Source organism: Phenylobacterium sp. (genome assembly GCF_037189685.1).
Taxonomy (GTDB): domain Bacteria; phylum Pseudomonadota; class Alphaproteobacteria; order Caulobacterales; family Caulobacteraceae; genus Phenylobacterium.
Map to the genome: position 1 here is coordinate 60,718 of NZ_JBBCIT010000026.1, position 21,982 is coordinate 82,699.

A 21,982-nucleotide genomic window follows, 5' to 3' on the forward strand; every position below is an offset into this window, starting at 1 on the left:
CAGCATGATCACGGCCGCGTGCCACTGCGGCGCCGCCGTCCTGACGGCGCCGGCCGCACCCACCGAAGTGACCGAGTGCAACTGCTCGATCTGCCGGCGCCTCGCGGCGCTCTGGGCCTATTATCCGCCGGCCGAGATCGGTCTGCCCGCCCCGTCCGCGACCCAGGTCTATGTCTGGGGCGACCGCATGCTGGCGTTCCACCGCTGCAAGGCCTGCGGCGTGGCCACCCACTGGCAGAGCCTGAACGGCGCCCGCGACCGCATGGCGATCAATGCACGGCTCGTGGACGGCCTCGACGGGTCGACCCTCCGGGTGCGCCGGTTCGACGGCGCCGAGACCTGGCGCTACCTCGACGACTGAGGCCGGCGAGCCTCGCTTCCCCCGGTGTTCCCGGGGCGGGGCGTCCTTAGGGCCGGGTGTTCTTCGTGCGGGCGAAACAGTCTAGAGAAGCCCGCGTGAGCCTGCCCCCCAACTTCACCCTGCTGCAGGTGGTGCCGGAGCTCGAGACCGGCGGCGCCGAGCAGAGCACGATCGACGTGGCCAGGGCCGTCGTGCGGGCCGGCGGCACGGCGCTCGTCGCCACGCGCGGCGGCCGGATGGCGGCGCGGCTGGAAGCGGACGGCGGACGCCTGGCGCAGATGCCCGTCCAGACCAAGAATCCCCTGACCATGCTGGGCAACGCCGCGCGCCTTGTCGGGCTGATCCGCCAGGAGAAGGTGTCGATCGTCCACGCCCGCAGCCGCGCGCCGGCGTTCTCGGCGCTGTGGGCGGCGCACGCGACCCGCACGCCCTTCGTCGCCACCTACCACGGCGTCTACAAGGCCCAGTCCGGCCTGAAGCGCTGGTACAACGCCGTCATGACCCGCGGCGACCTGGTGATCGCCAATTCGGACTACACCCGCGACCATGTTCTGGCCGAGCATGCGGTCGCCCCCGACCGCCTGGTGACGATCCCCCGCGGCGTGGACCTCGAACGCTTCGAGCCCGCGTATGTGACCGAGAGCCGGCTGAACGCGTTGCGCGAGGCGTGGGGCGTCCAGGCCGGCGAGCATCGCACGCGCATCCTGCTGGCCGGCCGCCTGACGCGCATCAAGGGCCACCTGACGATCATCGAGGCGGCCGCACGCCTTCGCGCCCAGGGCCGTCGCGACTTCCTGATCCTGTTCGCCGGCGACGACCAGGGACGCACGGGCTACTCGGCCGAACTCGAAGCGGCGATCGGGACGGCGGGCCTGGAGGACACGGTGCGCCTGGTCGGCCATTGCGACGACATGCCGGCGGCCTACCTGCTGGCCGACTTCGCCATCCTGCCCACGACCGTGCCCGAATCGTTCGGCCGCGCCGCCGTCGAGCCGCAGGTGATGGGGCGCACCGTCATCGCCTCGAACCACGGCGGGGTGACCGAGACCGTCCAGAACGGCGTCACCGGCTGGCTCGCGCCCGTCGGCGACGCCGAAGCCTGGGCCGAAGCCATCGCCCAGGCCATCGACATCGGTCCGACCCGGCGGCTCGAGATGGGCGAGGCCGGGCGTCGACGGGCGCGGCAGCTCTATTCCGTCGAAGCCATGTGCGACCAGACCCTGGCCGCCTACCGCCAGGTCCTGGAGGCCCGCGCCTGATGCCCCGCAACATGGCGCGCATCCTGGTGATCAAGCTGTCGGCCCTGGGTGATTTCGTCCTGGCCCTGGCCGCCATGAAGAAGATTCGCGGGGCCCATCCCAAGGCGCACATCACGCTGCTCACAACCCCGCCGTTCGAGGCTCTCGCCCGAAGCTGTCCCTATTTCAACGCCGTCGACACGGGCGGGCGGCCCGAGGGGCTTTCGGCGTGGCTGGACCTGCGGCGGCGCCTGAAGGCTGCGGGCTTCGAGCGCGTCTACGACCTGCAGACCTCCTCGCAGTCGAACCGCATCTTCCAGCTCCTTCGCCCCGGCCCGCCCGCCTGGTCGGGCATCGCCTTCGGGTGCTCGATGCCGCACCGCAACCCCCACCGCGACAGGATGCACACCCTCGAGCGACAGGCGGACCAGCTCATGTACGCGGGCATCTGGCCCGACGCGCCGACCGAACCGGGCGCCGCGCCGCCGCCGGACCTGTCGTGGATACTCAAGGGCGCCGGAGCCGAGCGATCCGTGCCGGGCGCCAACCGGCCGCGGCCCTACGTGCTGTTCGTCCCCGGGGGGTCGGCGCACCGAATGGACAAGCGCTGGCCCGTGGAACGCTATTCCGAGCTGGCGCGCATCCTCTACGGCCGCGGCTTCGACATCGTAATCGTCGGCGGACCGCAGGAAACCGGACTGGCGCATGCGATCCAGCGCGCCACGCCAAGGGCGCGCGATCTGACCGGCCGCACCGACTTCGCTGCGGTCGCCACGCTGGGCGCCCGCGCCGCCCTGGCGGTCGGCAACGACACGGGGCCGCTCCACCTCGCCGCCGCGGCAGGCGCCCCCACGATCGTGCTGTTCTCGAAGGCTTCGGATCCCGCCCTCTCCGCGCCGCGCGGGCGCGTGGCGATCCTGCGGGCCGACGACCTCTCCGAGCTCGCCGTGGCCCAGGTGGCCCAGGCCGCGCAGGCCCTTGTTCCGCCCCTCGCCCGGCAAGGCGCGCTCGCGCCTTGATAGTGGACCGCGGCTGGCTCATATTCCACGGAGCGACCGGAGCGCTTGAAGCGTCCCGGCGTTTTTGCGTTGTAACGACCTAGGAGCCCTGCCTATTCGCCGCCCCATGCAAGCGCCGCCCGTCAAGGAAGGGCCGCGCATGAACCAAGACATCCGCGTGCCCCGCGTCCTCCTCATCGACCAGCACGGTGAGAAGCAGGGTGTGATGCCCACGTCCGCCGCCATCGAAGCCGCCGAGGAGGCGGGCCTCGATCTGGTCGAGATCGTGCCCAACGCGGATCCGCCCGTCTGCAAGATCCTGGACTACGGAAAGTTCAAGTTCCAGGAGCAGAAGAAGAAGAACGAGGCGCGCAAGAAGCAGAAGGTCGTGGAGCTCAAGGAAATCAAGCTCCGCCCCAACATCGACGATCACGACTACGACGTGAAGGCGCGGTCGATGCACCGGTTCTTCGAGGAAGGCGACAAGGTGAAGATCACCCTGCGTTTCCGCGGTCGCGAACTGGCCCACCCGGAACTGGGGATGAAGCTGCTTCAAAAGGTCAAGGCCGACTTCGAGCCCGTGGCCAAGGTGGAGTACGAGCCCCGGATGGAGGGCCGCCAGATGATCATGATCCTGGCGCCGCGGTAGTGCGCGCACTCCCGTCTGGGGTTTCCGGAACGGCCGCTCTCGCAGCGGCCGTCTTCGTTTGCGCCGCCGCCCCTTCCCCGGCGTCGGCCCAGGCCCGGGAAGCCCCCCGCAATGCGCCCGTCTCGCCCTTCCGGATCGGCGAGGGACTCTACTATGTGGGCGGGAGCGACTACGCGGCCTATCTCATCGCCACCCAGGCGGGCCTGATCGTCCTCGACGGCGGCGACCAGGCCGTGGGCCGCCAGGTGGTCGGCAACATCCGCGCCCTGGGCTTCGACCCGGCGCAGGTGAAGATCCTGCTCAATTCGCACCAGCACTTCGATCACGCCGCGGGGCTGGCCGAGATCCGCAAGGCCGCCCCCGACGCCCGGCTGCACGCGAGCGCCGCGGACGGCCCGATCATAGCCGCCGGCGGCAAGGGCGATCCGTTCCTCAAGGGCAAGCCGTTCGAGTACGAGCCCGTCCCCGTGGCCCGCACGCTGAACGACGGCGACAAGGTCACGCTGGGCGGATGGACGCTGACGGCCCACGTCACCGGCGGCCACACCGCGGGCTGCACCACCTGGACGTTTCCGGTGACGGTGGCGGGCAAGGTGCGCCAGGCCCTGGTCCATTGCTCGTCCAGCGTCCTGCCCGGCTACAGGCTCGGCAAGGTCGAGACATATCCCGGGATCACGGCGGCCTACGAAAAGAGCTTCGCCACCTGGAAAGCCCTGCCCTGCGAAGTCTTCCTGGGCTCCCACGGCCGCTTCTTCGGCATGGACGCGAAACGCGAGGCCCTGGCCGCGGGCAAGGCGGACGCCTTCGTCGACCCGGCAGGCTGCAAGGCGTTCTACGCCCAGCAGGAAGCCGCGTTCCGCGCGGAGCTCAAGCGGCAGAATCCGTAGCGTTCCGCTCCCAAGTTCCATATATGTTCCGTCATCCCGCGACTTGTTCGCGGGACCCATGAACACGGCGGAGCCGAACTGCCCACGGTCCATCGGCCCGCATGCTTCCAGCGCACACGGAGCCTATGGGTCCCGCGAACAAGTCGCGGGATGACGTCGGGGAGGTGGATGGGTGAACGCGGTCTACATGATGGCGAGCCGCAGGCACGGGACGATCTACGTCGGCGTCACAAGCGATCTGCTGCGGCGAGCGTCCCAGCACCGGGAGGGCGTCCTCGACGGCTTCACCAAGCGCTACGGCGTCAAACGCCTCGTCTGGTTCGAGGAGCACGACGGCATTGGAGACGCGATCCGTCGCGAGAAGCGTCTCAAGGAATATCCGCGACAGTGGAAGATCAATCTCATCGAACGGGAAAACCCCTACTGGATCGATCTCTATCCCGGATTCTTCCGCGCAGAAGGACCACTTTCGCACCTGCAGCCGCCAACGCCATCGATGTGACTGTGTCGTCGCCCCCACGTCGGCGTCACATCTGACACCGGGAGAGCCGCCGCAGTTGCCCGCGCCCCCGGACGCGGCTTAACACCGTTCACATGTCGACGTCCGAACCCCGGGAGGCGACGCCGCCGCCCTGGGCGGCCGTGGCGCTGATCGGGATCATCTTCCTGAACATGCTGGGCTTCGGGATCATCGTCCCGTTGCTGCCCTTCTATGCGAAGTCGTTCGACGCCTCGCCCTGGCAGATCGCCCTGATCTTCTCGGCCTTCTCGGTCGGCACCTTCATCGGCGAGCCGTTCTGGGGCCGCATGTCGGACAAGTACGGCCGCAAGCCGCTGCTGATCATGACCATCTGCGCCAACGGCCTCTGCTACCTGGCGCTGGCGTTCGCGCCGAACGCGTGGATGGCCTTCCTCATCCGGCTGGCGGGCGGCCTCTTCAGCGGCAACGGCTCGATCATCCAGGGCTACATCGCCGACGTGACGCCGCCCGAACGGCGGACGCGGGCCATGAGCTGGATGGGCGCGGCCTGGAACGTCGGCCTGATCGTGGGGCCGTTCCTGGGCGGGGTGTTCGCCAAGCCGTCGCTGGGGCCGATCGGCTTCCAGCTCCCCCTCTTCATCTCGGCCGGGCTGTTCCTGACCTCGGCAGTGTTCATCGCGCTGTTCATCCGCGAGAGCCGCCAGCGGGACCTGACCAACACCCACCGGCCCAACCGCTGGGCCGCGACCGGCGAGGCCGTGCGCCATCCCGTCATCGGGCGGCTGATGCTGGTGACCTTCCTGGTGGGCTTCGCCTTCACGGGCATCGAGTCGATCTTCGGCCTCTGGGCGCAGGAGCGCTACGGCTGGGGCCCGCGCGAGATCGGCTGGGCGTTCATGTTCGTGGGCGTCGCCTCGGCGTTCACCCAGCTCCTGCTGACCGGGCCGCTGTCCGAGCGCTTCGGCCAGTCGGTGATGCTGGCCATCGGCATGGGGATCACCGTGGTCTGCATCGGCCTGCAGCCCTTCTCCACCGGCGGGACCATGACCATCGTGCTGATGTCGCTGTCGGCCATCGGGCAGTCGGTGGCCTGGCCGAACGTCAGCGCGATGATCTCCGAGACGGCCGACCCGCACCGGCAGGGCCAGATCCTGGGCCTCAACAACGCCACCGGCGCCCTGGCGCGCGTGGTGGGACCGCTGTGCGCGGGCCTGAGCTTCGCCGGGGTCAGCATCCACGCCCCGTTCTTCCAGGGCGCGCTTGTCGTCCTGCCCGCCGTCTGGCTGGCCCTGGCGGCGGGACAGCGCGCGAAGGCCTGGCGGACGGCGGAGGCCGCGCAGCCCGGCTCCGCGCCGTGAGCCCGCCCCATCGCGGGGAGGGCCGCACCGAGGAACGGCGGGCGCTGGCCGTCCTCCTGACGGTGATCTTCCTGATGATCGCCGGCTTCGGCCTGGTGATCCCGCTCCTGCCGTTCTTCGCCAAGGCGTTCGACGCGCCGGCCTGGCAGATCACCCTGCTGTTCTCGGCGTTCTCGTTCGGCCAGTTCCTGGGCGAGCCGTTCTGGGGCCGGCTGTCGGACCGCATCGGGCGGCGGCCGGTGCTGCTCGTCACCATCACCGCCGTGGGGCTGAGCTACGCGGCCCTGGCATTCGCGCCCAACATCGGCTGGGCCTTCGCCATCCGGTTCCTGACCGGCGTCTTCGCCGGCAACATCTCGACGCTGCAGGGCGCGCTGGCCGACATCACCCCGCCGGAGAAGCGCGCCGGGCGCATGGGCATCATGGGCGCGGCGTTCAGCGCCGGCTTCGTCATGGGCCCGGCCATCGGCGGCCTGCTGGCCCAGCCCGAGCGGGGGGCGCTGGGCTTCCAGCTTCCGCTGCTGGCGGCGGCCGGCTTCGCCCTGGCCTCGGCGCTGGCGGTCCTCGTCTTCGTGCGCGAGCATCGCGCGGCCCCGACCGGCCCCCATGCGCGCCGCGGCCGCCTGGCGGGGCTGCGCGAGGCCCAGGCCGACCCGATCGTCAGCCGGATGCTGCTGATCAGCTTCATCGTGGTGGCGGGGTTCGCCGGGATCGAGGCCACCTACGGGCTCTGGACCGAGGTGCGGTTCGGCTGGGGTCCGCGCGAGATCGGCATGGCCTTCATGGTCATCGGCCTGCTGGGCGCCGTGTGCCAGGGATGGCTCTGCGGCCGGATGGCGCGGGCGTTCGGCGAAGCGCGGACGCTGGCGGCCGGACTCGCGCTCATGGGTGTCGGGCTCCTGACCCAGTGGCTCTCGCCGGACTGGCCGGTGGCCATGGCGGGGTTCGCCTTCGTCTGCATCGGCCAGTCGATCTGCTTTCCGAACGTCTCGGCCCTGATCTCGCGCGCCGCGCCCGCAGACCGGCAGGGCGAGATGCTGGGCCTCAACATGAGCGGCATGGCGCTGGCCCGCATCGGCGGTCCGGTGGGCGCCGGCCAGCTCTTCTCCACGGTCTCGCCCGGCGCGCCCTTTGCGGCTTCGGCGCTGCTGATCCTGCCGGCGTTGTGGTTGGCCCTCAGCGTCATCCGGCGAGCGCCACGCCTGGCCTGAGCCGCGCCCGCTCACGCAATCGTCAAGCCGCAGGCCTCGCGCAGGCCCGCGGCCGGACGCTATCTACTGCGCCCATCGATCGGGAGACGACATCGGATGAACAACCTGGGCGCCATTCTCGTGGTCTGCAACGACGAGGCCTATGCCAGCGACCTCATCGGCAAGCTGCACGACAAGGGCGCCAGCGTGGTGGGCCCGGTCACCCAGGCCAGCATGGCCCTGGCGCTCGCCGCCCAGACCTCGCCCAGCATGGCCATCGTCACCCATCCGCTGACCGGCCGGCGCGACGCCGAGGAACTGGCGCGCGAACTGCACGACACCTGGGGGGTCCGCTCCCTGGTGCTCGACGAGGCCATGCCCGGCTCCCAGAAGGTGGGCGAACAGCCCTGGCTGCCCGACGCCGACGAGCTCACCCGCCTGCAACAGGTGCTCGGGACCGTCGGCGCAGCCTGAGCCGCAGATTTGGCGCCCGGCCTTTCTTTCCCGAGCCTTGCCTTTCTGGGGCCTTTCCGCTACTAGCCCGCCCCTTCGGAACCGCCTGGCCCCAAGGCATGCCAGGGCGGTTCATCAACACGACCAGAGGACGGGACTTCCGGGTCCCGAGTGAAATGCCGAAACTGAAGACCAAGTCGGGCGTGAAAAAGCGCTTCAAGATGACGGCGTCTGGAAAGCTGAAGGCCGGCGTCGCCGGCAAGCGCCACCGCCTCATCAGCCACAACGGCAAGTACATCCGTCAGAACCGCGGGACCAAGGTGATGAGCGAGGCCGACGCCAAGATCATCAAGCTCTGGCTCCCCTACGGCCTCTAAGGAGAACTGACAGATGGCTCGCGTCAAAAGGGGCGTCGTCGCCCACGCCAAGCACAAGAAGGTTCTCGAGCAGGCCAAGGGCTTCTACGGGCGCCGCAAGAACACCATCCGCACCGCCAAGGCGGCCGTGGACCGTGCCGGCCAGTACGCCTACCGCGACCGCAAGGTCCGCAAGCGCAACTTCCGTTCGCTGTGGATCCAGCGGATCAACGCCGCGGCGCGCCTGGAAGGCTTCACCTACTCGCAGTTTATTCACGGCCTTGAGAAGGCCGGGATCGAGATCGACCGCAAGGTCCTCGCCGACGTCGCCGGCGCCGATCCGACCGCTTTCAAGGCCATCGCCGACAAGGTTCGCGCCGCGCTGGCTTAAGGAGCTGCGGATCATTCGATCCGACTGTTTCTGAAAAGCCCTCCGGCCGAACCGCCGGAGGGCTTTTTGCTGCTCGCTCCTCCCCCGTCGCGCAGACGACGGGGGAGGTGGCGGCGAAGCCGACGGAGGCGGCGCGAGGCCGGGAGCTCAGCGTCCGCCGCCGGACGCCGCCCCCTCCACCCCTTCGGGGTCCCCCTCCCCCGAACTCTTCGGTTCGGGGGAGGAGCGGGTTCCACTCCCTACCAACGTCCTCTAGGACAAGCCTCCCATGACCGACTATTCCGAACTCTCGCGCACGCTGGACGAGCGGATCGCCGCCGCCGCGGACCTGGCCGCCCTGGACGCCGTCCGCGTCGAGGCGCTGGGCAAGTCCGGGACCATCTCCGAGCTGCTGAAGTCGCTGGGCCGGATGAGCCCCGACGAGCGGCGCGAGCTGGGCCCGAAGATCAACGGCCTGCGCGACGAGGTCGCCGCCCACGTCGCCCGCCGCAAGGCCGCGCTGGAAGCCGCCGAACTGGACGCGCGCCTCGCCTCCGAGCGCGTGGACCTCTCGCTCCCGCCGCCGCCCGAGCGGCGCGGGCGGGTGCATCCGACGATGCAGGTGATGGACGAGATGATCGCCGTCTTCGCCGAGATGGGCTTCAGCCTGGCCGAAGGCCCGGACATCGAGGACGACTTCCACAACTTCACCGCGCTCAACTTCCCGCCCAAGCACCCGGCGCGGGAGATGCACGACACCTTCTGGCTGCCCGAGAACGAGCGCGGCGAGCGCAAGGTGCTGCGCACCCACACCAGCCCCGTGCAGGTGCGCGTGATGCAGCGGACGAACGAGAAGCCGCCCGCCTGGATCGCAGGCGGGCAGGAGCCGCCGATCCGCGTGATCGTGCCCGGCCGCACCTATCGCTCGGACTCGGACGCCACCCACACGCCGATGTTCCACCAGCTCGAAGGCCTGGTGATCGACCGCGACATCCACATGGGCCACCTGAAGTGGACGCTGGACCAGTTCATCGCCCGCTACTTCGAGACGCCGGTGGTCGAGACGCGCTTCCGCCCGCACCACTTCCCGTTCACCGAGCCCAGCGCCGAGATGGACGTGCGCTGCGACCGCTCGGGCGGAGACGTGAAGATCGGCCAGGGCGCCGACTGGATGGAGATCGTGGGCTGCGGGATGGTGCATCCCAACGTGCTGCGCAACTGCGGCCTGGACCCCGACGTCTGGCAGGGCTTCGCCTTCGGCTTCGGCGTCGACCGGCTGGGGATGCTGAAGTACGGCATGCCCGACCTGCGCGACATGTTCGCCAGCGACGTCCGCTGGCTCGAGCACTTCGGCTTCTCGGCCTTCCAGGCGCCGAACCCGGCGACGGGGCTGTCATGAGCGAGGCCGCCGCTCAGGCCCCAGTTCAGGATTGGCGGTCGCTGGAGAGCTTCGCGTTCGGCGACAGCCCGGAGATGGCGGACCGCCTGCTGGGCTTCGTGCTGGCGGGCGCCAAGACCGCCACCTGCTGGTCGGTCGCCGAGGGCGAGCAGACGCATGTGGGCAAGCGCATGGTCGTCAGGGATGGCGCCGGCCGCCCGCGCGCCGTGGTCGAGACGACCTCTCTGGAGCGCATGCGCTTCTGCGACGTGCCCTGGGCGTTCGCCGAGGCCGAAGGCGAGGGTGACACCTGCCTCGAGGACTGGCGCGACGGCCATCAGGCCTATTTCACCCGCAACGGCGGCTTCTCGCCCGACATGATGCTCTGGTGCGAACGCTTCCGCCTGGTCGAAACGACTGAAGCGCCCTCCCCTCCCCCTTGCGGGGAGGGGTCGGGGGTGGGGGTGCTCGCGCCGGCGGCGCGAGATGCTCAACCAGCCCCGGCGCCGACCCCCCCACTCCCAACCCTCTCCCCGCAAGGGGGAGAGGGCTCAAGCGAGCTCGCACGATGAAGTTCACCCTCTCCTGGCTCAAGGAGCACCTCGACACCGACGCCGGCGTCGACGAGGTGGTCGCCGCGATGACCATGGCCGGCCTCGAGGTCGAGCATGTCGAGAACCCGGCCGAGAAACTGGCGGCGTTCACGGTCGCCAGGATCGTCGAGGCGGTCCAGCATCCCAATGCGGACAAGCTGCGGGTCTGCCAGGTCGATACGAAGGACGGCCGGCTCGAGATCGTCTGCGGCGCGCCCAATGCGCGGGCGGGCCTGACCACCATCTATGCCCCCATCGGCGCCTATGTGCCCGGCAGCGGGATCACCCTGGAGGCCCGCCCCGTCCGCGGCGTGGTCTCCAACGGCATGCTCTGCTCGGCCAAGGAGCTGGAGGTCGCCGAGGATTCCGAGGGCATCGTCGAACTCCCAGAGGGCCTGGCCGTGGGCGCCGCCGCCGCCGAGGCCTTCGGCCTGGAAGCCGTGATCGACTTCGAGGTCACGCCCAACCGGCCCGATTGGCTTGGCGTACGCGGCATCGCCCGCGACCTGGCCGCCGCCGGCCTGGGGACGCTGAAGCCCGACCCGGTCCAGCCGGTGAAGGGCGCCTTCGCCTGCCCCATCGAGATCCGCGTCGACGGCGACGCCTGTCCGGTCTTCGCCGGCCGGCTGATCCGGGGGTTGCGGAACGGCCCCTCGCCCGCCTGGCTTCAGCAGCGGCTGGCCAGCATCGGCCTGCGCCCCATCAACGCCTTGGTCGATGTCACCAATTTCATCTCCTACGACCGCGCCCGGCCGCTGCACGTCTATGATGCGAAGAAGCTGACCGGCCCGGTCATCGAGGCCCGCCTGGGCCGCGAGGGCGAGACGCTCGCGGCGCTGGATGGCGAAACCTATGCCGCCGGCCCGGAGGTCTGCGTGATCGCCGACGGCTCCGGCCCCATCGGGCTGGGCGGCGTCATGGGCGGCGAGTCCACCAAGTCGCTGGACGAGACCACCGACGTCTTCGTGGAATGCGCCTGGTTTGACCCGATCCGCACGGCCCAGGCCGGGCGGTCGCTGGGGATCGCCTCGGACGCCCAGTACCGCTTCGCCCGCGGCGTCGATCCCCAGTCGGTCGTCCCGGGCCTGGAACAGGCGACGCAACTCATCCTGGACCTCTGCGGCGGCGAAGCGTCCGAGATCCGCGTGGCCGGCCACGCGCCCGCGCCCCCCGAGGCCATCGTCTTCGACCGGGCCTATGTGAAGAAGCTGTCGGGCCTGGACGTGACGCCCGCGCGTATCGACGAGATCCTGACCCGGCTGGGCTTCGCGGTGGACGGCGACGCCGTGACCCCACCGTCGTGGCGGCGAGACGTCGAGGGCAAGGCCGACCTCGTGGAGGAGGTGGCCCGGATCGAGGGCTTCGAGGCCCTGCCGTCCACGCCCCTGCCTCCGATGCCGCGCGCGCCGGGCGGCGTGCTCACCCTGCGCCAGCGGCGGATGCGCGACGCCCGCCGGGCGCTGGCGGCCCGGGGCTACGCCGAGGCCGTCACCTGGAGCTTCCTGCGCGAGGACTGGGCGAAGCTGTTCGGCGGCGGCGACCCCAGGCTGGTGCTGACCAACCCCATCGCGGCCGACTTGTCGACCATGCGCCCCTCGGCCCTGCCGAACCTGATCGAGGCGGCCGCGCGCAACGCCCGCAAGGGCTTCCCCGACGCCGCCCTCTTCGAGGTGGGTCCCAACTTCCGCGGCGACGAGCCGGCCGACCAGTGGACGGCGGTGACCGCGCTGCTGGCGCCGCATGGGCCCAGGCATTGGGCGAAGTCCGGCGACGACGCGCTGTTCACGCTCAAGGCCGACCTGCTGGCGCTGCTGGACGACCTGGGCGCGCCGTCCCTCCAGATCGTCCAGGGCCAGAACGCCCCCTGGTGGCATCCCGGCCGCTCGGCCCGGCTCCAGCTCGGCCCCAAGGTGGTGGTCGCCGAGTTCGGCGAACTGCACCCGGCGGTGCTCAAGACGATCGACGCGGAAGGCCCGATGCTGGCCTTCGAGATCGTGCTGGACGCCCTGCCCGAGCCCAAGAAGAAGGGCGTGAAGACCAAGCCCGCGCTGGAGCTCTCGCCGCTCATGCCGCTCAGCCGCGACTTCGCCTTCCTGGTGGGAGCCGACACGCCGGCCGGCGATCTTGTGCGGCCACTGCTGGGCGTGGACAAGGCGCTCATCGCCGAAGCTCGCGTGTTCGACGTCTACGCCGGCGCCGGCGTTCCCGAAGGACAGAAGTCCGTGGGCGTCGAGGTGGTGATCCAGCCGCGCGACAAGACCCTGACCGAAGGCGAGATCGAGTCCCTTTCCGCCCGCATCGTCACCGCCGCCGAGAAGGCCGTGGGCGCGAAGCTGCGCGGGTAGCCGGAGGCCCGTTGCGCACGGCGCGCCAGCCGCTATCTAGGCGGCCATGAGCCAGCCCCCCGCGCAACGCCCCCGGCCGATCAAGCCGCTGCTCGAGCACTATCTGGAGCTCGGCCTCTTCCATTCGCGCTGGCTCATGGCGCCGTTCTACGTGGGCCTGGTCGTCGCCCTCGGCGCCCTGCTCGTGGTCTTCACGAACGAGGCGATCCACGAACTGTCCAACATCATGACCATGAGCGCCGAAGAGGCGATCCTCATGGTGTTGGCGCTCATCGACCTGTCGCTGGCCGGCAACCTGCTGCTGATCGTGATCTTCTCGGGCTACGAGAACTTCGTCTCCAAGATCGACACCGGCGACGACGAGGACCGGCCCGGCTGGATGGGCACGGTCGACTTCTCGGGCCTCAAGATGAAGCTGATCGCCTCGATCGTGGCCATCAGCGCCATCGCGCTCCTGAAGGCGTTCATGGAGCTGGCCGAAGGCAAGGAAATCCCCGACCGCCACCTGATGTGGCTGGTGACGATCCACGTCGTGTTCGTGGTCTCGGGCGTGCTGCTGGCGTTGATGGACTGGCTGGCCGGCAAGGCCGAGAAGCACTGAGCCTGCGTCCCCCGGACCGACGCCACGCCCCCTGGTCGCCGCGAAGGGCGCAGGCCGCCGCCCTGCGGCAAGCAGGGCGGCGGCAAGCACACGGGGGTTCAGGCGGCTGAGAAACCCTGGCGACGACGGCGCAGCATGGCTCCGGCGGCGCCGAAGCCGGCGATCATCAGGGCCCAGGCTCCAGGCTCGGGAACGACGCCGGGATCGGTCGGCACGAAGGTTCCCCGCACCGCGGTCTGGAAGTCGTCGGTGGGCGAATATTCGTTGCCGCCGGCGAAGGCCACCTGGGCGCGAACCGCGCCCTGGGTGGTGCTGACCAGGCCGAAGAAGCCGTAGGACGCCGCCGAGGTCACGCTCTCGATGATGTTGTCGTCGGCGTCGAAGAAGGTGAGGGTCAGGGTGTCGTCCCCGCCCACGTTCCACATTCCCAGGCCGAAGAAATAGTCACCGCTGTTGAGCGGCACGATGTTCAGAGGTCCACGGGCGGGCAGCGAATAGTCTCGGTCGTTCAACAGGTTGTTGGGCCCTGAGCGCACCACGCCGCCCGTCTGCGCATAGGGCTGTACGGTGGGTTGCGTCCCGTCGTTCAGCGGCAGGAACCGGATGCCCAGCGAGGGCATGGCGCCCACATCGCCGTACGTCGGGGTCGCCGGCGTATCCCAGGTTTCCAGCGCATAGACGTTCAGCACCGCGGCCCGCCATGCCGCCTCATCCGTATACGCCGTCGCCTGCACGGCCCCGGCCGTGACGCCGGACAACGCCAGCCCGGCGACCATCCCGATCGAAAGTCTCATCAGCCCACTCCACGTTCAGAAAATGGGCCCCCTCAACGAACCAGGTTCGCCGACTATGGATCGACAGAGCGCCACCGCGGCCATAAGTCAATGTGGACTCGCCTGACGCGCGAGCTCGGACAGCGTCTACGGACGGGTCTGCGCAGGCTTCAGAACGGGATGATGTTCCGCTTCCGCGTGTAGGCCAGATACCCCACGTTCGCGCCGAGCCGGAGCCCGACGCCCGCGCGGATCGGCGCCAGCGTGATCTCCTCGGCGCGCTGGTAGTTCACGCCCAGGCCGCCCACTAGGTAGGCCGAGCCTTCGACGCCGGGGAAACGCTGGTAGATCATCTCCGGGACATGGAGATTGTAGCAAAGGGTGAAGACCCGGCTGGCGTTGCCGCCCCAGTCCCAGCCGATCGAAGGACCCTGCCAGAAGACCTCCTGAGCCTGACGGTCCTTCATGTACATGAGGCCACGGCCGTAGCGCAGACCCAGGACGAACGAGCCCGAACCCTCTTCGCCCGCGATGTAGGCGGTGGGGCGGCCGTTGCTGGCGAACAGGCGCTCGACCGCCGCGCCGGCGGCCTCGGCCGTGACCCCCAGGAAGTCCGAGACGCTGCGGACGATCTCGTCCTGGCTGTAGGTCTCGGTCGGTCCGCCCGACGCGTAGGACGGCGAGCTGTTGGGCGGCGGCGGCGCCTCGGCCCCGCGCTGCGCCCAGGCCGATCCCGGCGCGAGGACGCCCGGTGCGCCGGCGGCCGCCAGCCCCGAAACGATGAGTGTGCGTCGGTCCATTGGGCGCTTCTCCGCCTCCGAGTTGAATCAGTTGTCCGCCCTGCCCTGGATGGCCGGCCCTGCCTTAACGGCCGATTAACCACGTCGGGCAGACGCGATGGTTTCCTTGTCGTCGTCTCAGGGACTTGCCCCTTCCCTCAATTTCATCGCCCATGACGGCAAAGATGAGACGGGCGTCAGGAATCTCTCCTGCGCTCGCGAGGAGGGGACGATGAGCCAAAGCCCGGATGTGGAGCGGGCGACCGACGCGCAGGTCGCCGCGGAGACGCTGATAGCGGGATTCATGGCCGACCCGGTCATGCGCTGGATCTTCGACACGCCAGGCAAGTACCTCACGGGTTTCCCCCGGTTCGCGGCCGCCATGCATGGCCCCGCCTTCGACCACGGGATGACCTTTCAGGTCGAGGATCACGCCGGAGTCGCCATCTGGCTGCCGCCGGGCGTGGCGGGCGATTCGGAGGGCGTCGTCGCCGCCATCCAGGACAAGGTCGCGCCCGAGAAGATGCCCGAGATGTTCGAGATCGCCACCCAGGTGGGCGGGGCGCATCCGGACTATCCGCACTGGTACCTGCCCTGGCTGGCGGTCGATCCGGCGCGGCAGAACGCGGGCCTGGGCGCGCGGCTGATGAAGCATTCGCTCAGGATCGTCGACGAAACGGGCCTGCCCGCCTGGCTGGAATCCCCGAACCCGCGGAACATCCCCTTCTATGAGCGCCACGGCTTCGAGGTGATCGGCCGCACCGAGACGGCCACCGCCCCGCCGATCCACTGGATGCTGCGGCCCGGCCGGGGCTGAGGCCCCTCAGTCCGCGTCCATCTTCAGGGCGGCGATGAAGGCTTCCTGCGGGATCTCCACCTTGCCGAACTGGCGCATGCGCTTCTTGCCCTCCTTCTGCTTGTCGAGGAGCTTGCGCTTGCGGGTGGCGTCGCCGCCGTAGCACTTGGCCGTCACGTCCTTGCGCAGCGCGCGGACGGTCTCGCGGGCGATGATCCGGCCGCCGATGGCCGCCTGGATCGGAATCTGGAACATGTGCGGCGGGATGAGTTCCTTCATCTTCTCGACCATGCCCCGGCCGCGGCTCTCGGCCCGGTCGCGGTGGACCAGCATGGAGAGCGCGTCCACGGGCTCGGCGTTCACCAGGATCGACATCTTCACAAGGTCGCCGACCCGGTACTCTTCGATCGAGTAGTCGAAGGACGCATAGCCCTTCGAAATCGACTTCAGGCGGTCGTAGAAGTCGAACACCACCTCGTTCAGCGGCAGGTCGTAGACCACCATGGCGCGGTTGCCGACGTAGCTCAGCTCGCGCTGCTGCCCGCGGCGGTCCTGGCACAGCTTGATGATCGCGCCGAGATAGTCGTCCGGCGTGAAGATCGTGGCCTTGATCCACGGCTCGGCGATGCTCTCGATCTTCACCGGGTCGGGCAGGTCGGCCGGGTTGTGGAGCTCGATCTCGCCGCCGCCGTGGGCCAGCTGGATCTTGTAGACCACCGACGGCGCCGTCGCGATCAGGTCCAGGTCGAACTCGCGGCTGAGACGCTCCTGGATGATCTCCAGGTGCAGCAACCCCAGGAACCCGCAGCGGAAGCCGAAGCCCAGCGCCGCGCTGGTCTCCATCTCGTAGGTGAAGCTGGCGTCGTTCAGGCGTAGGCGGCCGATGGCGGCGCGCAGGTCCTCGAAGTCGGCGGCGTCCACCGGGAAGAGGCCGCAGAACACCACCGGCTGCACCTCGCGGAAGCCGGTCAGCGGCTTGTCGGTCGGCCTCCTCTCGTCGGTGATCGTGTCGCCCACCGCCGCGTGGGCCACCTCCTTGATCGAGGCGGTGATGTAGCCCACCTCGCCCGGACCCAGCTCGGCCACGTCGGTCTGCTTGGGCCGGAACACGCCCAGGCGGTCGATCTGGTACTGGGCGCCGGTCTGCATCATCTTGACCTTCTGGCCGACCTTCAGTGTCCCGTCGAAGACGCGGACCAGCACCACCACGCCCAGGTACTGGTCGTACCACGCGTCCACCAGCAGGGCCTTCAGCGGCGCATCCCGGTCGCCCTTGGGCGGCGGCAGGCGATGCACGATCGCCTCCAGCACGTCGTGGATGCCCACGCCCGACTTGGCCGAGCATTCCACGGCGTCCGAGGCGTCCAGGCCGATCACGTCCTCGATCTGCTGGCGCACCCGCTCGGGCTCGGCGGCCGGCAGGTCGATCTTGTTCAGGACCGGGACGATCTCGTGGTTGTTGTCGATGGCCTGGTAGACGTTCGCCAGCGTCTGGGCCTCGACGCCCTGCGAGGCGTCCACCACCAGGATCGAGCCCTCGCAGGCGGCCAGCGACCGGCTGACCTCGTAGGCGAAGTCCACGTGGCCGGGCGTGTCCATCAGGTTGAGGACGTAGGTCTCGCCGTCGTCGGCGTGATAGTGCAGCCGGACGGTCTGGGCCTTGATGGTGATCCCGCGCTCGCGCTCGATCTCCATGTTGTCGAGCACCTGCTCGGACATCTCGCGTGCGGTCAGGGCCCCGGTCTCCTGGATCAGGCGATCGGAGAGCGTGGACTTGCCGTGGTCGATGTGGGCGACGATCGAGAAGTTGCGGATCTTGTCGAGGGGCGTGGTCATTGTGGCGCCCGTCTAGCACACCCCGCGCCGCACGCTAGCGCGCCGCCTGTCGGCCGCCGACCGGCCCGCGGTCACCGTGGGGGGACCCATCGCCAGAGCGCGACCACGTATGCGAGCGCTGCGACATAGCCCGCGGCGAACACCCAGGCCGGCAGCGGCCAGTAGATCAGGCCGTTCAGCCAACGCATGATCAGCGGGTCGGACGCGCCGCCGCCCGTGAGCGCGGCCTGCCAGTCGGTGAGGAAACACGCCCGCCCCAGCACCGCCTGCAACGCCACCACGGCGAGCGACCCGACGTGCAGCGCGCGCAGCCAGCGGCTCCGCACCCAGCGCCACCCCAGGGCCGCGCCTGCGGGCACGAGGATCAGGCCCGCCACGTTGAAGGCGATCACGGCCAGGTGGACCGCAAGTACGATCTGGCCGAGGGCGGCGGGATCCATCCCCGCAGTATGGACCTGTCGACCGGCCGGCGCAGCCGCCGGCCGCGGGTCAGGCGCTCAGAGCTGGTTGAACTCGCCGCAGCTGCACTTCACGACCACGTCGTTCAGGAAGGTGCGGTCCGCCCGGATCAGTTCGGTGCGGCAGGCGCCGCAGGCGAAGGCCGAGCCCTCGCCGTCTCGCGGCGCTTCCTCGGCGAGGAGGAGGGTGCGGCGGCCCACGAACAGGCCCGGAAAGGTACGCAACTCGATCATCACTCTGCTCCAGTATGGGTCGTGTGGCCGACCCACGGGCGCTGCACTGCAAAAGCCATTCTACGAATTTCTGTTGCAGCGCAATGACAGCCTTCGAGATTCACCCGCCACGCGAGGCGGAGGTCCCGAACGGGGCACAGGCGCCGCAAATACGCCCAGGCTTGACGGCAAACGCCGCGTGACCGACCTAAGCTCGACCGCGCCCCTCGGGCGCAGCCCCGACCTCGAAGGAGTCTTCGATGCGCAAGCTGATCGTCTTCACCGCCGCGGCCGCCGCCCTCCTGGTCGCCGGCTGCAACACCGTCTCGGGCCTCGGCAAGGACGCCCAGGCCGCGGGCCGCGCCGTCACCGGCGCCGCGGAAGACGCCAAGCGCTGACCCGGCCTGCGGCGCCGCGCCGCCCCCGGCGGAGGCTTGAGAGACGTCCGAAAGCCTTTCCAGACGGCCCGCGACGGGTCATATGGGCGCATGGCCGAGATCGCCTATCCGCTGTTCCGCTCGATCGGGCGAGGTCTGCGCCAGCGCTGCCCCTGCTGTGGGGACGGCCGCCTCTTCGGCCGGTACCTGAAGGTCGAGCCGATCTGCGCGGCCTGCGCCCACCCCCTGCAACAGTATCCGGCCGACGACGGGCCGGCCTACCTGACCATCCTGCTGGTCGGCCACCTGATCGTGGCGCCCCTGCTGATCTTCCCGATCGTGTGGGAAGCGCCGCCCTACTACTCCCTGCCCATCATTCTCGGCGCGCTGACGGGGATCACCCTGGTCGCCCTGCCCCGCATCAAGGGACTGTGGATCGGGCTGATGTATTCGCTCCAGGTCACCGACAAGGACCAGAAGCTGCACACCGCCGACGCCGCCGACTGACGGCTTCTCCCAGATTCCGGAACCCCGGCTTGGCCGCAGGCGTTCGCTACGCCGGTCGGGGAACGGAAGGAGAGCCGCATGTCCCTGGGGACCATCCTCATCATCATCCTGATCCTGCTTCTGATCGGCGCCCTGCCGAGCTGGGGCTATTCGCGGGGCTGGGGCTATTTCCCCAGCGGCGGCCTCGGTCTGGTTCTGGTCATCATCATCATACTTGTGCTCCTGGGCCGGCTCTGACGGCTGGAGGCTGTCAGGGACGGTGTCCCGATACAGCGTTGAACCACCTGAGATCGTCATCGCCGGGCGTGTTGTTCAGATCGGAGATGACGACCTCGAAGGGAGGGGCAAGCCCCCAGCCCCGACAGCCCGGTCCCTGACAGCCTCTAGTGTGCCGGATCTCAAGTCCGCCTGATTGTCGGATCGGGCGCGGAGCGAACTTCAGATCCAAAAGCACACTGGAAAACATAGACTTGCTCGTGTGGCTCAAGATTCAGAAATCCGCTCTGAGCCCGCCACGAGCGCCGGCGTTTCTGAATCGCCACACTAGCCGTCCGGCCGCCGGCCCCCTAGCATCGGGCGGAATGGGGACTGGGGGGACCACTGCATGACCGCGACGGAGACCGGGGCCGAGGCCCAGATCCCGCCCGGCGCGGTCGCCCCCGGCCTCACCGCCGGCCAGCGCGTGAAGGCCATCCTGGGCGGATCGGCGGGCAATCTGGTCGAATGGTACGACTGGTTCGTGTACTCCGCCTTTGCGGTCTATTTCTCCAGCCACTTCTTCCCGGGCGGCGACGATCTGGCCGGGCTGCTCAAGACGATGGCCGTGTTCGCCGTGGGCTTCTTCGCCCGGCCGCTGGGCGCGTGGCTGATGGGCCTCTACGCCGACCGGGCCGGCCGCAAGACGGCGCTGACGGCCGCGGTCACGCTGATGTGCGGCGGCTCCCTGATCATCGCGATCCTGCCCGGGTACGACTCCATCGGCGTCGCGGCCCCCATCCTCCTGGTGGTCGCCCGCATCCTTCAGGGCCTGTCGGTCGGCGGCGAGTACGGCGCCAGCGCCACCTATCTCTCCGAGATGGCGGGCCGCCGCCGCCGCGGCTTCTGGTCGAGCTTCCAGTTCGTCACCATGATCATGGGCCAGCTCCTCGCCGTGGGCCTGCTGGCGCTGCTCCAGCTCACGATGGATCGGGCCGCCCTCGAGGAATGGGGCTGGCGCATCCCCTTCCTCATCGGCTCGGCCATGGCGGTGGTGGTGTTCTGGATCCGCAGCCGGATGGAGGAGAGCCAGTCCTACGAGAACGCCAAGGCCGCCGGCGCCGAGCGCGCCCGGACCATGATGCTGTTCCTGAACTACCCGAAGCAGACCCTGACCATCTTCGGTTTCACGGCCGGAGGCTCGCTCGCCTTCTACGCCTTCACCACCTACATGCCGAAGTTCCTCACCGGGACCGCCGGCTTCGAGGGCCCCACGGCCACGGCGGTCACGGCCGGAGCGCTGGTGGTCTATCTCTTGGCCCTGCCCTTCTTCGGCTGGCTCAGCGACCACTGGGGCCGCAAGGCGACGCTTTACATCGCCTTCGGCGGCGGGGCGCTGGCGGCCTTCCCGGCGCTGTCGATCCTGGCGGTGAACCAGAACCCCTGGGTGGCCTTCGCCCTGATCTCCCTGATGGTGATCCTGATGTCGGGCTACAACGCCGTCAGCGCCGTGGTGAAGGCCGAGCTGTTCCCCGCCAACGTCCGCGCCCTGGGCGTCGCCCTGCCCTATGGCATGGCCACCGCCACCTTCGGCGGCACCGCCGAGCCCATCGCGCTGGCTTTCAAGCACGCCGGGAACGAGAGCGGCTTCTATGTCTACGTAGCCCTTGGCCTCCTGATGGCCTTCCTGATCGTCTTCCTGCTCCCCGACAACCGCAAGCACAGCCTGATCCTCGAGGATTGATCCCATGTCGGCGCCCAACATCGCCGCGCTGGCCTTCTTCCTGTTCGCCTGGGTGTTCTACGAGCCGCTGCTCAAGGCCTTCGCCGGGCGTCGGGGCGGCACGCTCAACACCGACATGACGGTGATCCGCTCGGCCTGGATGACCACCATGACAGGCCGCGACCCCAGGCTGATGGACGGCCAGCTCCTGGGCCACGCGCTGAACTCGGCCTCGTTCTTCGCCTCGTCAAACCTGCTGCTGATCGCGGCGGCGGCCGGGGCCCTGTTCGGCGGGGACGCCACCTTCCGCTCGGTCTCGGCGCTGGAAGTGGTGAAGACCTCCTCTCGCCTGCTGTTCGAGGTGCAACTCGCCCTGGTGCTCGTCACCCTGTCGCGCGGCCTGCTCGACTTCATCTGGGCCATTCGCCAGCTGAACTATTGCCTGGCCGCCATGGGCGCGACGCCTGACCCCCTGGCGCCGGCTGAACGGGTGACCTTCGGCGCCCTGCTGGGCCGGCTGCTCAATCCGGCGCTGGGGGCGTTCAACTCCGGTGTCCGCGGCTACTACTTCGCCCTGGCCGCCGCCGCGTGGCTGTTCGGACCGTGGGCGTTCGCGAGCGCCACGGCGGGCGCGTTGGTCCTCCTCGTCTGGCGTCAGCGCCGGTCGAACGCCGCACAGGCGATCCACGACTTCCGGCTGCTCCTGGAATCTAGAGACCCAGTTCCGCCCGCACCGCCCGCGTGAGCCGGCCGGCGATCAGCTCATGGGCGGTGGACAGCCAGCCGGCCGCCTCGTCCGCCTCCAGGCCGTCCAGGTCCACCAGCACCCAGCCCCCCTTGGCGAAGTAGGGGGCCTGGCGGCCCGGGCCGCCGGCCGTGGTCAGCACCTCGAAGCCGATGGGACTCACCTTGAACGCCAGCCCGCCGGCCAGGCCGCACACCGCGAAGACCTTGCCGCCCACCTTGTAGACGTCCGACCCGCCCCACTGGACGACCCTGGTCGCCGCCGGCAGCGCCAGCGCGCAGGCCTCCACCTCTTCCCGCGTCATGCCACGCCCTCGGAGCCC

The 21,982-nt window shown here is 69.5% G+C and carries 27 protein-coding genes; 21 read left to right on the forward strand and 6 right to left on the reverse strand.

Going from position 1 to position 21,982, the window contains the following annotated elements; genetic code table 11:
- The first annotated feature begins 4 nt into the window (after nucleotides 1–4).
- From WG212_RS14820 to WG212_RS14890, 15 genes are all read left to right on the forward strand, one after another.
- A complete protein-coding gene (locus tag WG212_RS14820) occupies nucleotides 5–361 on the forward strand; it encodes a GFA family protein (RefSeq protein ID WP_337187884.1) in 357 nt (118 codons plus the stop codon).
- 95 nt (nucleotides 362–456) lie between these two features.
- Nucleotides 457–1,620, forward strand: coding sequence for a glycosyltransferase family 4 protein (locus WG212_RS14825; protein ID WP_337187885.1), 1,164 nt, complete (start codon nucleotides 457–459; stop codon nucleotides 1,618–1,620).
- Nucleotides 1,620–2,618 (forward strand): glycosyltransferase family 9 protein, encoded by a 999-nt coding sequence (locus WG212_RS14830; protein WP_337187886.1) that lies wholly within the window; start codon nucleotides 1,620–1,622, stop codon nucleotides 2,616–2,618. The genes WG212_RS14825 and WG212_RS14830 overlap by 1 nt, the downstream gene beginning before the upstream one ends.
- Before the next feature lie 106 nt (nucleotides 2,619–2,724).
- Nucleotides 2,725–3,246 (forward strand): translation initiation factor IF-3, encoded by a 522-nt coding sequence (gene infC, locus WG212_RS14835; RefSeq protein ID WP_337187887.1) that lies wholly within the window; start codon nucleotides 2,725–2,727, stop codon nucleotides 3,244–3,246.
- Nucleotides 3,246–4,133 carry a subclass B3 metallo-beta-lactamase gene (bla, locus tag WG212_RS14840; RefSeq protein ID WP_337187888.1) on the forward strand — a complete coding sequence of 296 codons (888 nt, stop codon included), beginning with the start codon at nucleotides 3,246–3,248 and terminating at the stop codon, nucleotides 4,131–4,133. The genes infC and bla overlap by 1 nt, the downstream gene beginning before the upstream one ends.
- A gap of 172 nt (nucleotides 4,134–4,305) precedes the next feature.
- Nucleotides 4,306–4,635 (forward strand): GIY-YIG nuclease family protein, encoded by a 330-nt coding sequence (locus tag WG212_RS14845; RefSeq protein WP_337187889.1) that lies wholly within the window; start codon nucleotides 4,306–4,308, stop codon nucleotides 4,633–4,635.
- Between the two features lie 92 nt (nucleotides 4,636–4,727).
- Entirely contained in the window at nucleotides 4,728–5,972 is a 1,245-nt protein-coding gene (locus tag WG212_RS14850) for an MFS transporter (protein WP_337187890.1), read from the forward strand.
- Nucleotides 5,969–7,183 carry an MFS transporter gene (locus WG212_RS14855; protein ID WP_337187891.1) on the forward strand — a complete coding sequence of 405 codons (1,215 nt, stop codon included), beginning with the start codon at nucleotides 5,969–5,971 and terminating at the stop codon, nucleotides 7,181–7,183. Before WG212_RS14850 ends, WG212_RS14855 begins: the two co-directional genes overlap by 4 nt.
- Before the next feature lie 96 nt (nucleotides 7,184–7,279).
- Nucleotides 7,280–7,636, forward strand: coding sequence for a hypothetical protein (locus tag WG212_RS14860; RefSeq protein WP_337187892.1), 357 nt, complete (start codon nucleotides 7,280–7,282; stop codon nucleotides 7,634–7,636).
- A 155-nt stretch (nucleotides 7,637–7,791) separates the two neighbouring features.
- Nucleotides 7,792–7,992: a 50S ribosomal protein L35 gene (gene rpmI / locus WG212_RS14865; protein WP_293375954.1), complete on the forward strand. Its 201-nt coding sequence runs from the start codon at nucleotides 7,792–7,794 to the stop codon at nucleotides 7,990–7,992.
- 13 nt (nucleotides 7,993–8,005) lie between these two features.
- Nucleotides 8,006–8,362 carry a 50S ribosomal protein L20 gene (gene rplT, locus WG212_RS14870; RefSeq protein ID WP_293375952.1) on the forward strand — a complete coding sequence of 119 codons (357 nt, stop codon included), beginning with the start codon at nucleotides 8,006–8,008 and terminating at the stop codon, nucleotides 8,360–8,362.
- A 268-nt stretch (nucleotides 8,363–8,630) separates the two neighbouring features.
- Nucleotides 8,631–9,740 (forward strand): phenylalanine--tRNA ligase subunit alpha, encoded by a 1,110-nt coding sequence (pheS, locus tag WG212_RS14875; protein WP_337187893.1) that lies wholly within the window; start codon nucleotides 8,631–8,633, stop codon nucleotides 9,738–9,740.
- Nucleotides 9,737–10,291 (forward strand): ASCH domain-containing protein, encoded by a 555-nt coding sequence (locus WG212_RS14880; protein ID WP_337187894.1) that lies wholly within the window; start codon nucleotides 9,737–9,739, stop codon nucleotides 10,289–10,291. The genes pheS and WG212_RS14880 overlap by 4 nt, the downstream gene beginning before the upstream one ends.
- On the forward strand, nucleotides 10,288–12,657 hold the full coding sequence (pheT, locus tag WG212_RS14885; RefSeq protein WP_337187895.1) for a phenylalanine--tRNA ligase subunit beta: 2,370 nt from the start codon (nucleotides 10,288–10,290) through the stop codon (nucleotides 12,655–12,657). The genes WG212_RS14880 and pheT overlap by 4 nt, the downstream gene beginning before the upstream one ends.
- 46 nt (nucleotides 12,658–12,703) lie before the next feature.
- A complete protein-coding gene (locus WG212_RS14890) occupies nucleotides 12,704–13,258 on the forward strand; it encodes a TIGR00645 family protein (RefSeq protein WP_337187896.1) in 555 nt (184 codons plus the stop codon).
- 98 nt (nucleotides 13,259–13,356) lie between these two features.
- Here WG212_RS14890 and WG212_RS14895 read toward each other — a convergent pair whose 3' ends face one another.
- Together WG212_RS14895 and WG212_RS14900 are read right to left on the reverse strand one after the other, a co-directional pair.
- On the reverse strand, nucleotides 13,357–14,052 hold the full coding sequence (locus tag WG212_RS14895) for a PEPxxWA-CTERM sorting domain-containing protein (protein WP_337187897.1): 696 nt from the start codon (nucleotides 14,050–14,052) through the stop codon (nucleotides 13,357–13,359).
- A 149-nt stretch (nucleotides 14,053–14,201) separates the two neighbouring features.
- Nucleotides 14,202–14,831 (reverse strand): DUF1134 domain-containing protein, encoded by a 630-nt coding sequence (locus WG212_RS14900; RefSeq protein WP_337187898.1) that lies wholly within the window; start codon nucleotides 14,829–14,831, stop codon nucleotides 14,202–14,204.
- Nucleotides 14,832–15,042: 211 nt separating this feature from the next.
- On the opposite strand from WG212_RS14900, the gene WG212_RS14905 reads away from it, so the two are divergent.
- On the forward strand, nucleotides 15,043–15,627 hold the full coding sequence (locus WG212_RS14905) for a GNAT family N-acetyltransferase (RefSeq protein ID WP_337187899.1): 585 nt from the start codon (nucleotides 15,043–15,045) through the stop codon (nucleotides 15,625–15,627).
- 6 nt (nucleotides 15,628–15,633) lie between these two features.
- Here the strand turns inward: WG212_RS14905 and lepA are convergent, their stop codons facing one another.
- The 3 genes from lepA to WG212_RS14920 form a co-directional block, all read right to left on the reverse strand.
- On the reverse strand, nucleotides 15,634–17,442 hold the full coding sequence (gene lepA, locus WG212_RS14910) for a translation elongation factor 4 (RefSeq protein WP_337187900.1): 1,809 nt from the start codon (nucleotides 17,440–17,442) through the stop codon (nucleotides 15,634–15,636).
- Nucleotides 17,443–17,513: 71 nt separating this feature from the next.
- Nucleotides 17,514–17,882: a DUF2784 domain-containing protein gene (locus WG212_RS14915; protein ID WP_337187901.1), complete on the reverse strand. Its 369-nt coding sequence runs from the start codon at nucleotides 17,880–17,882 to the stop codon at nucleotides 17,514–17,516.
- Nucleotides 17,883–17,939: 57 nt separating this feature from the next.
- Nucleotides 17,940–18,134 (reverse strand): hypothetical protein, encoded by a 195-nt coding sequence (locus WG212_RS14920; RefSeq protein WP_337187902.1) that lies wholly within the window; start codon nucleotides 18,132–18,134, stop codon nucleotides 17,940–17,942.
- A gap of 239 nt (nucleotides 18,135–18,373) precedes the next feature.
- On the opposite strand from WG212_RS14920, the gene WG212_RS14925 reads away from it, so the two are divergent.
- The 5 genes from WG212_RS14925 (at nucleotide 18,374) to WG212_RS14945 (ending at nucleotide 21,660) form a co-directional block, all read left to right on the forward strand.
- Nucleotides 18,374–18,511, forward strand: a complete 138-nt coding sequence (locus tag WG212_RS14925; RefSeq protein ID WP_337187903.1) for an entericidin EcnA/B family protein — start codon at nucleotides 18,374–18,376, stop codon at nucleotides 18,509–18,511.
- Nucleotides 18,512–18,601: 90 nt separating this feature from the next.
- Nucleotides 18,602–18,997 (forward strand): DUF983 domain-containing protein, encoded by a 396-nt coding sequence (locus WG212_RS14930; protein WP_337187904.1) that lies wholly within the window; start codon nucleotides 18,602–18,604, stop codon nucleotides 18,995–18,997.
- A gap of 78 nt (nucleotides 18,998–19,075) precedes the next feature.
- Nucleotides 19,076–19,234: a DUF3309 family protein gene (locus tag WG212_RS14935; RefSeq protein ID WP_293375928.1), complete on the forward strand. Its 159-nt coding sequence runs from the start codon at nucleotides 19,076–19,078 to the stop codon at nucleotides 19,232–19,234.
- Between the two features lie 367 nt (nucleotides 19,235–19,601).
- Nucleotides 19,602–20,936, forward strand: a complete 1,335-nt coding sequence (locus WG212_RS14940) for an MFS transporter (protein WP_337187905.1) — start codon at nucleotides 19,602–19,604, stop codon at nucleotides 20,934–20,936.
- Nucleotides 20,937–20,940: 4 nt separating this feature from the next.
- The gene (locus tag WG212_RS14945) at nucleotides 20,941–21,660 is read left to right on the forward strand and encodes a DUF599 family protein (protein WP_337187906.1); all 720 of its coding nucleotides are present in this window, start codon (nucleotides 20,941–20,943) and stop codon (nucleotides 21,658–21,660) included.
- On the opposite strand, the gene WG212_RS14950 is transcribed toward WG212_RS14945, so the two are convergent.
- On the reverse strand, nucleotides 21,626–21,964 hold the full coding sequence (locus WG212_RS14950) for an MmcQ/YjbR family DNA-binding protein (protein ID WP_337187907.1): 339 nt from the start codon (nucleotides 21,962–21,964) through the stop codon (nucleotides 21,626–21,628). The genes WG212_RS14945 and WG212_RS14950 overlap by 35 nt on opposite strands.
- Nucleotides 21,965–21,982: the final 18 nt, after the last annotated feature.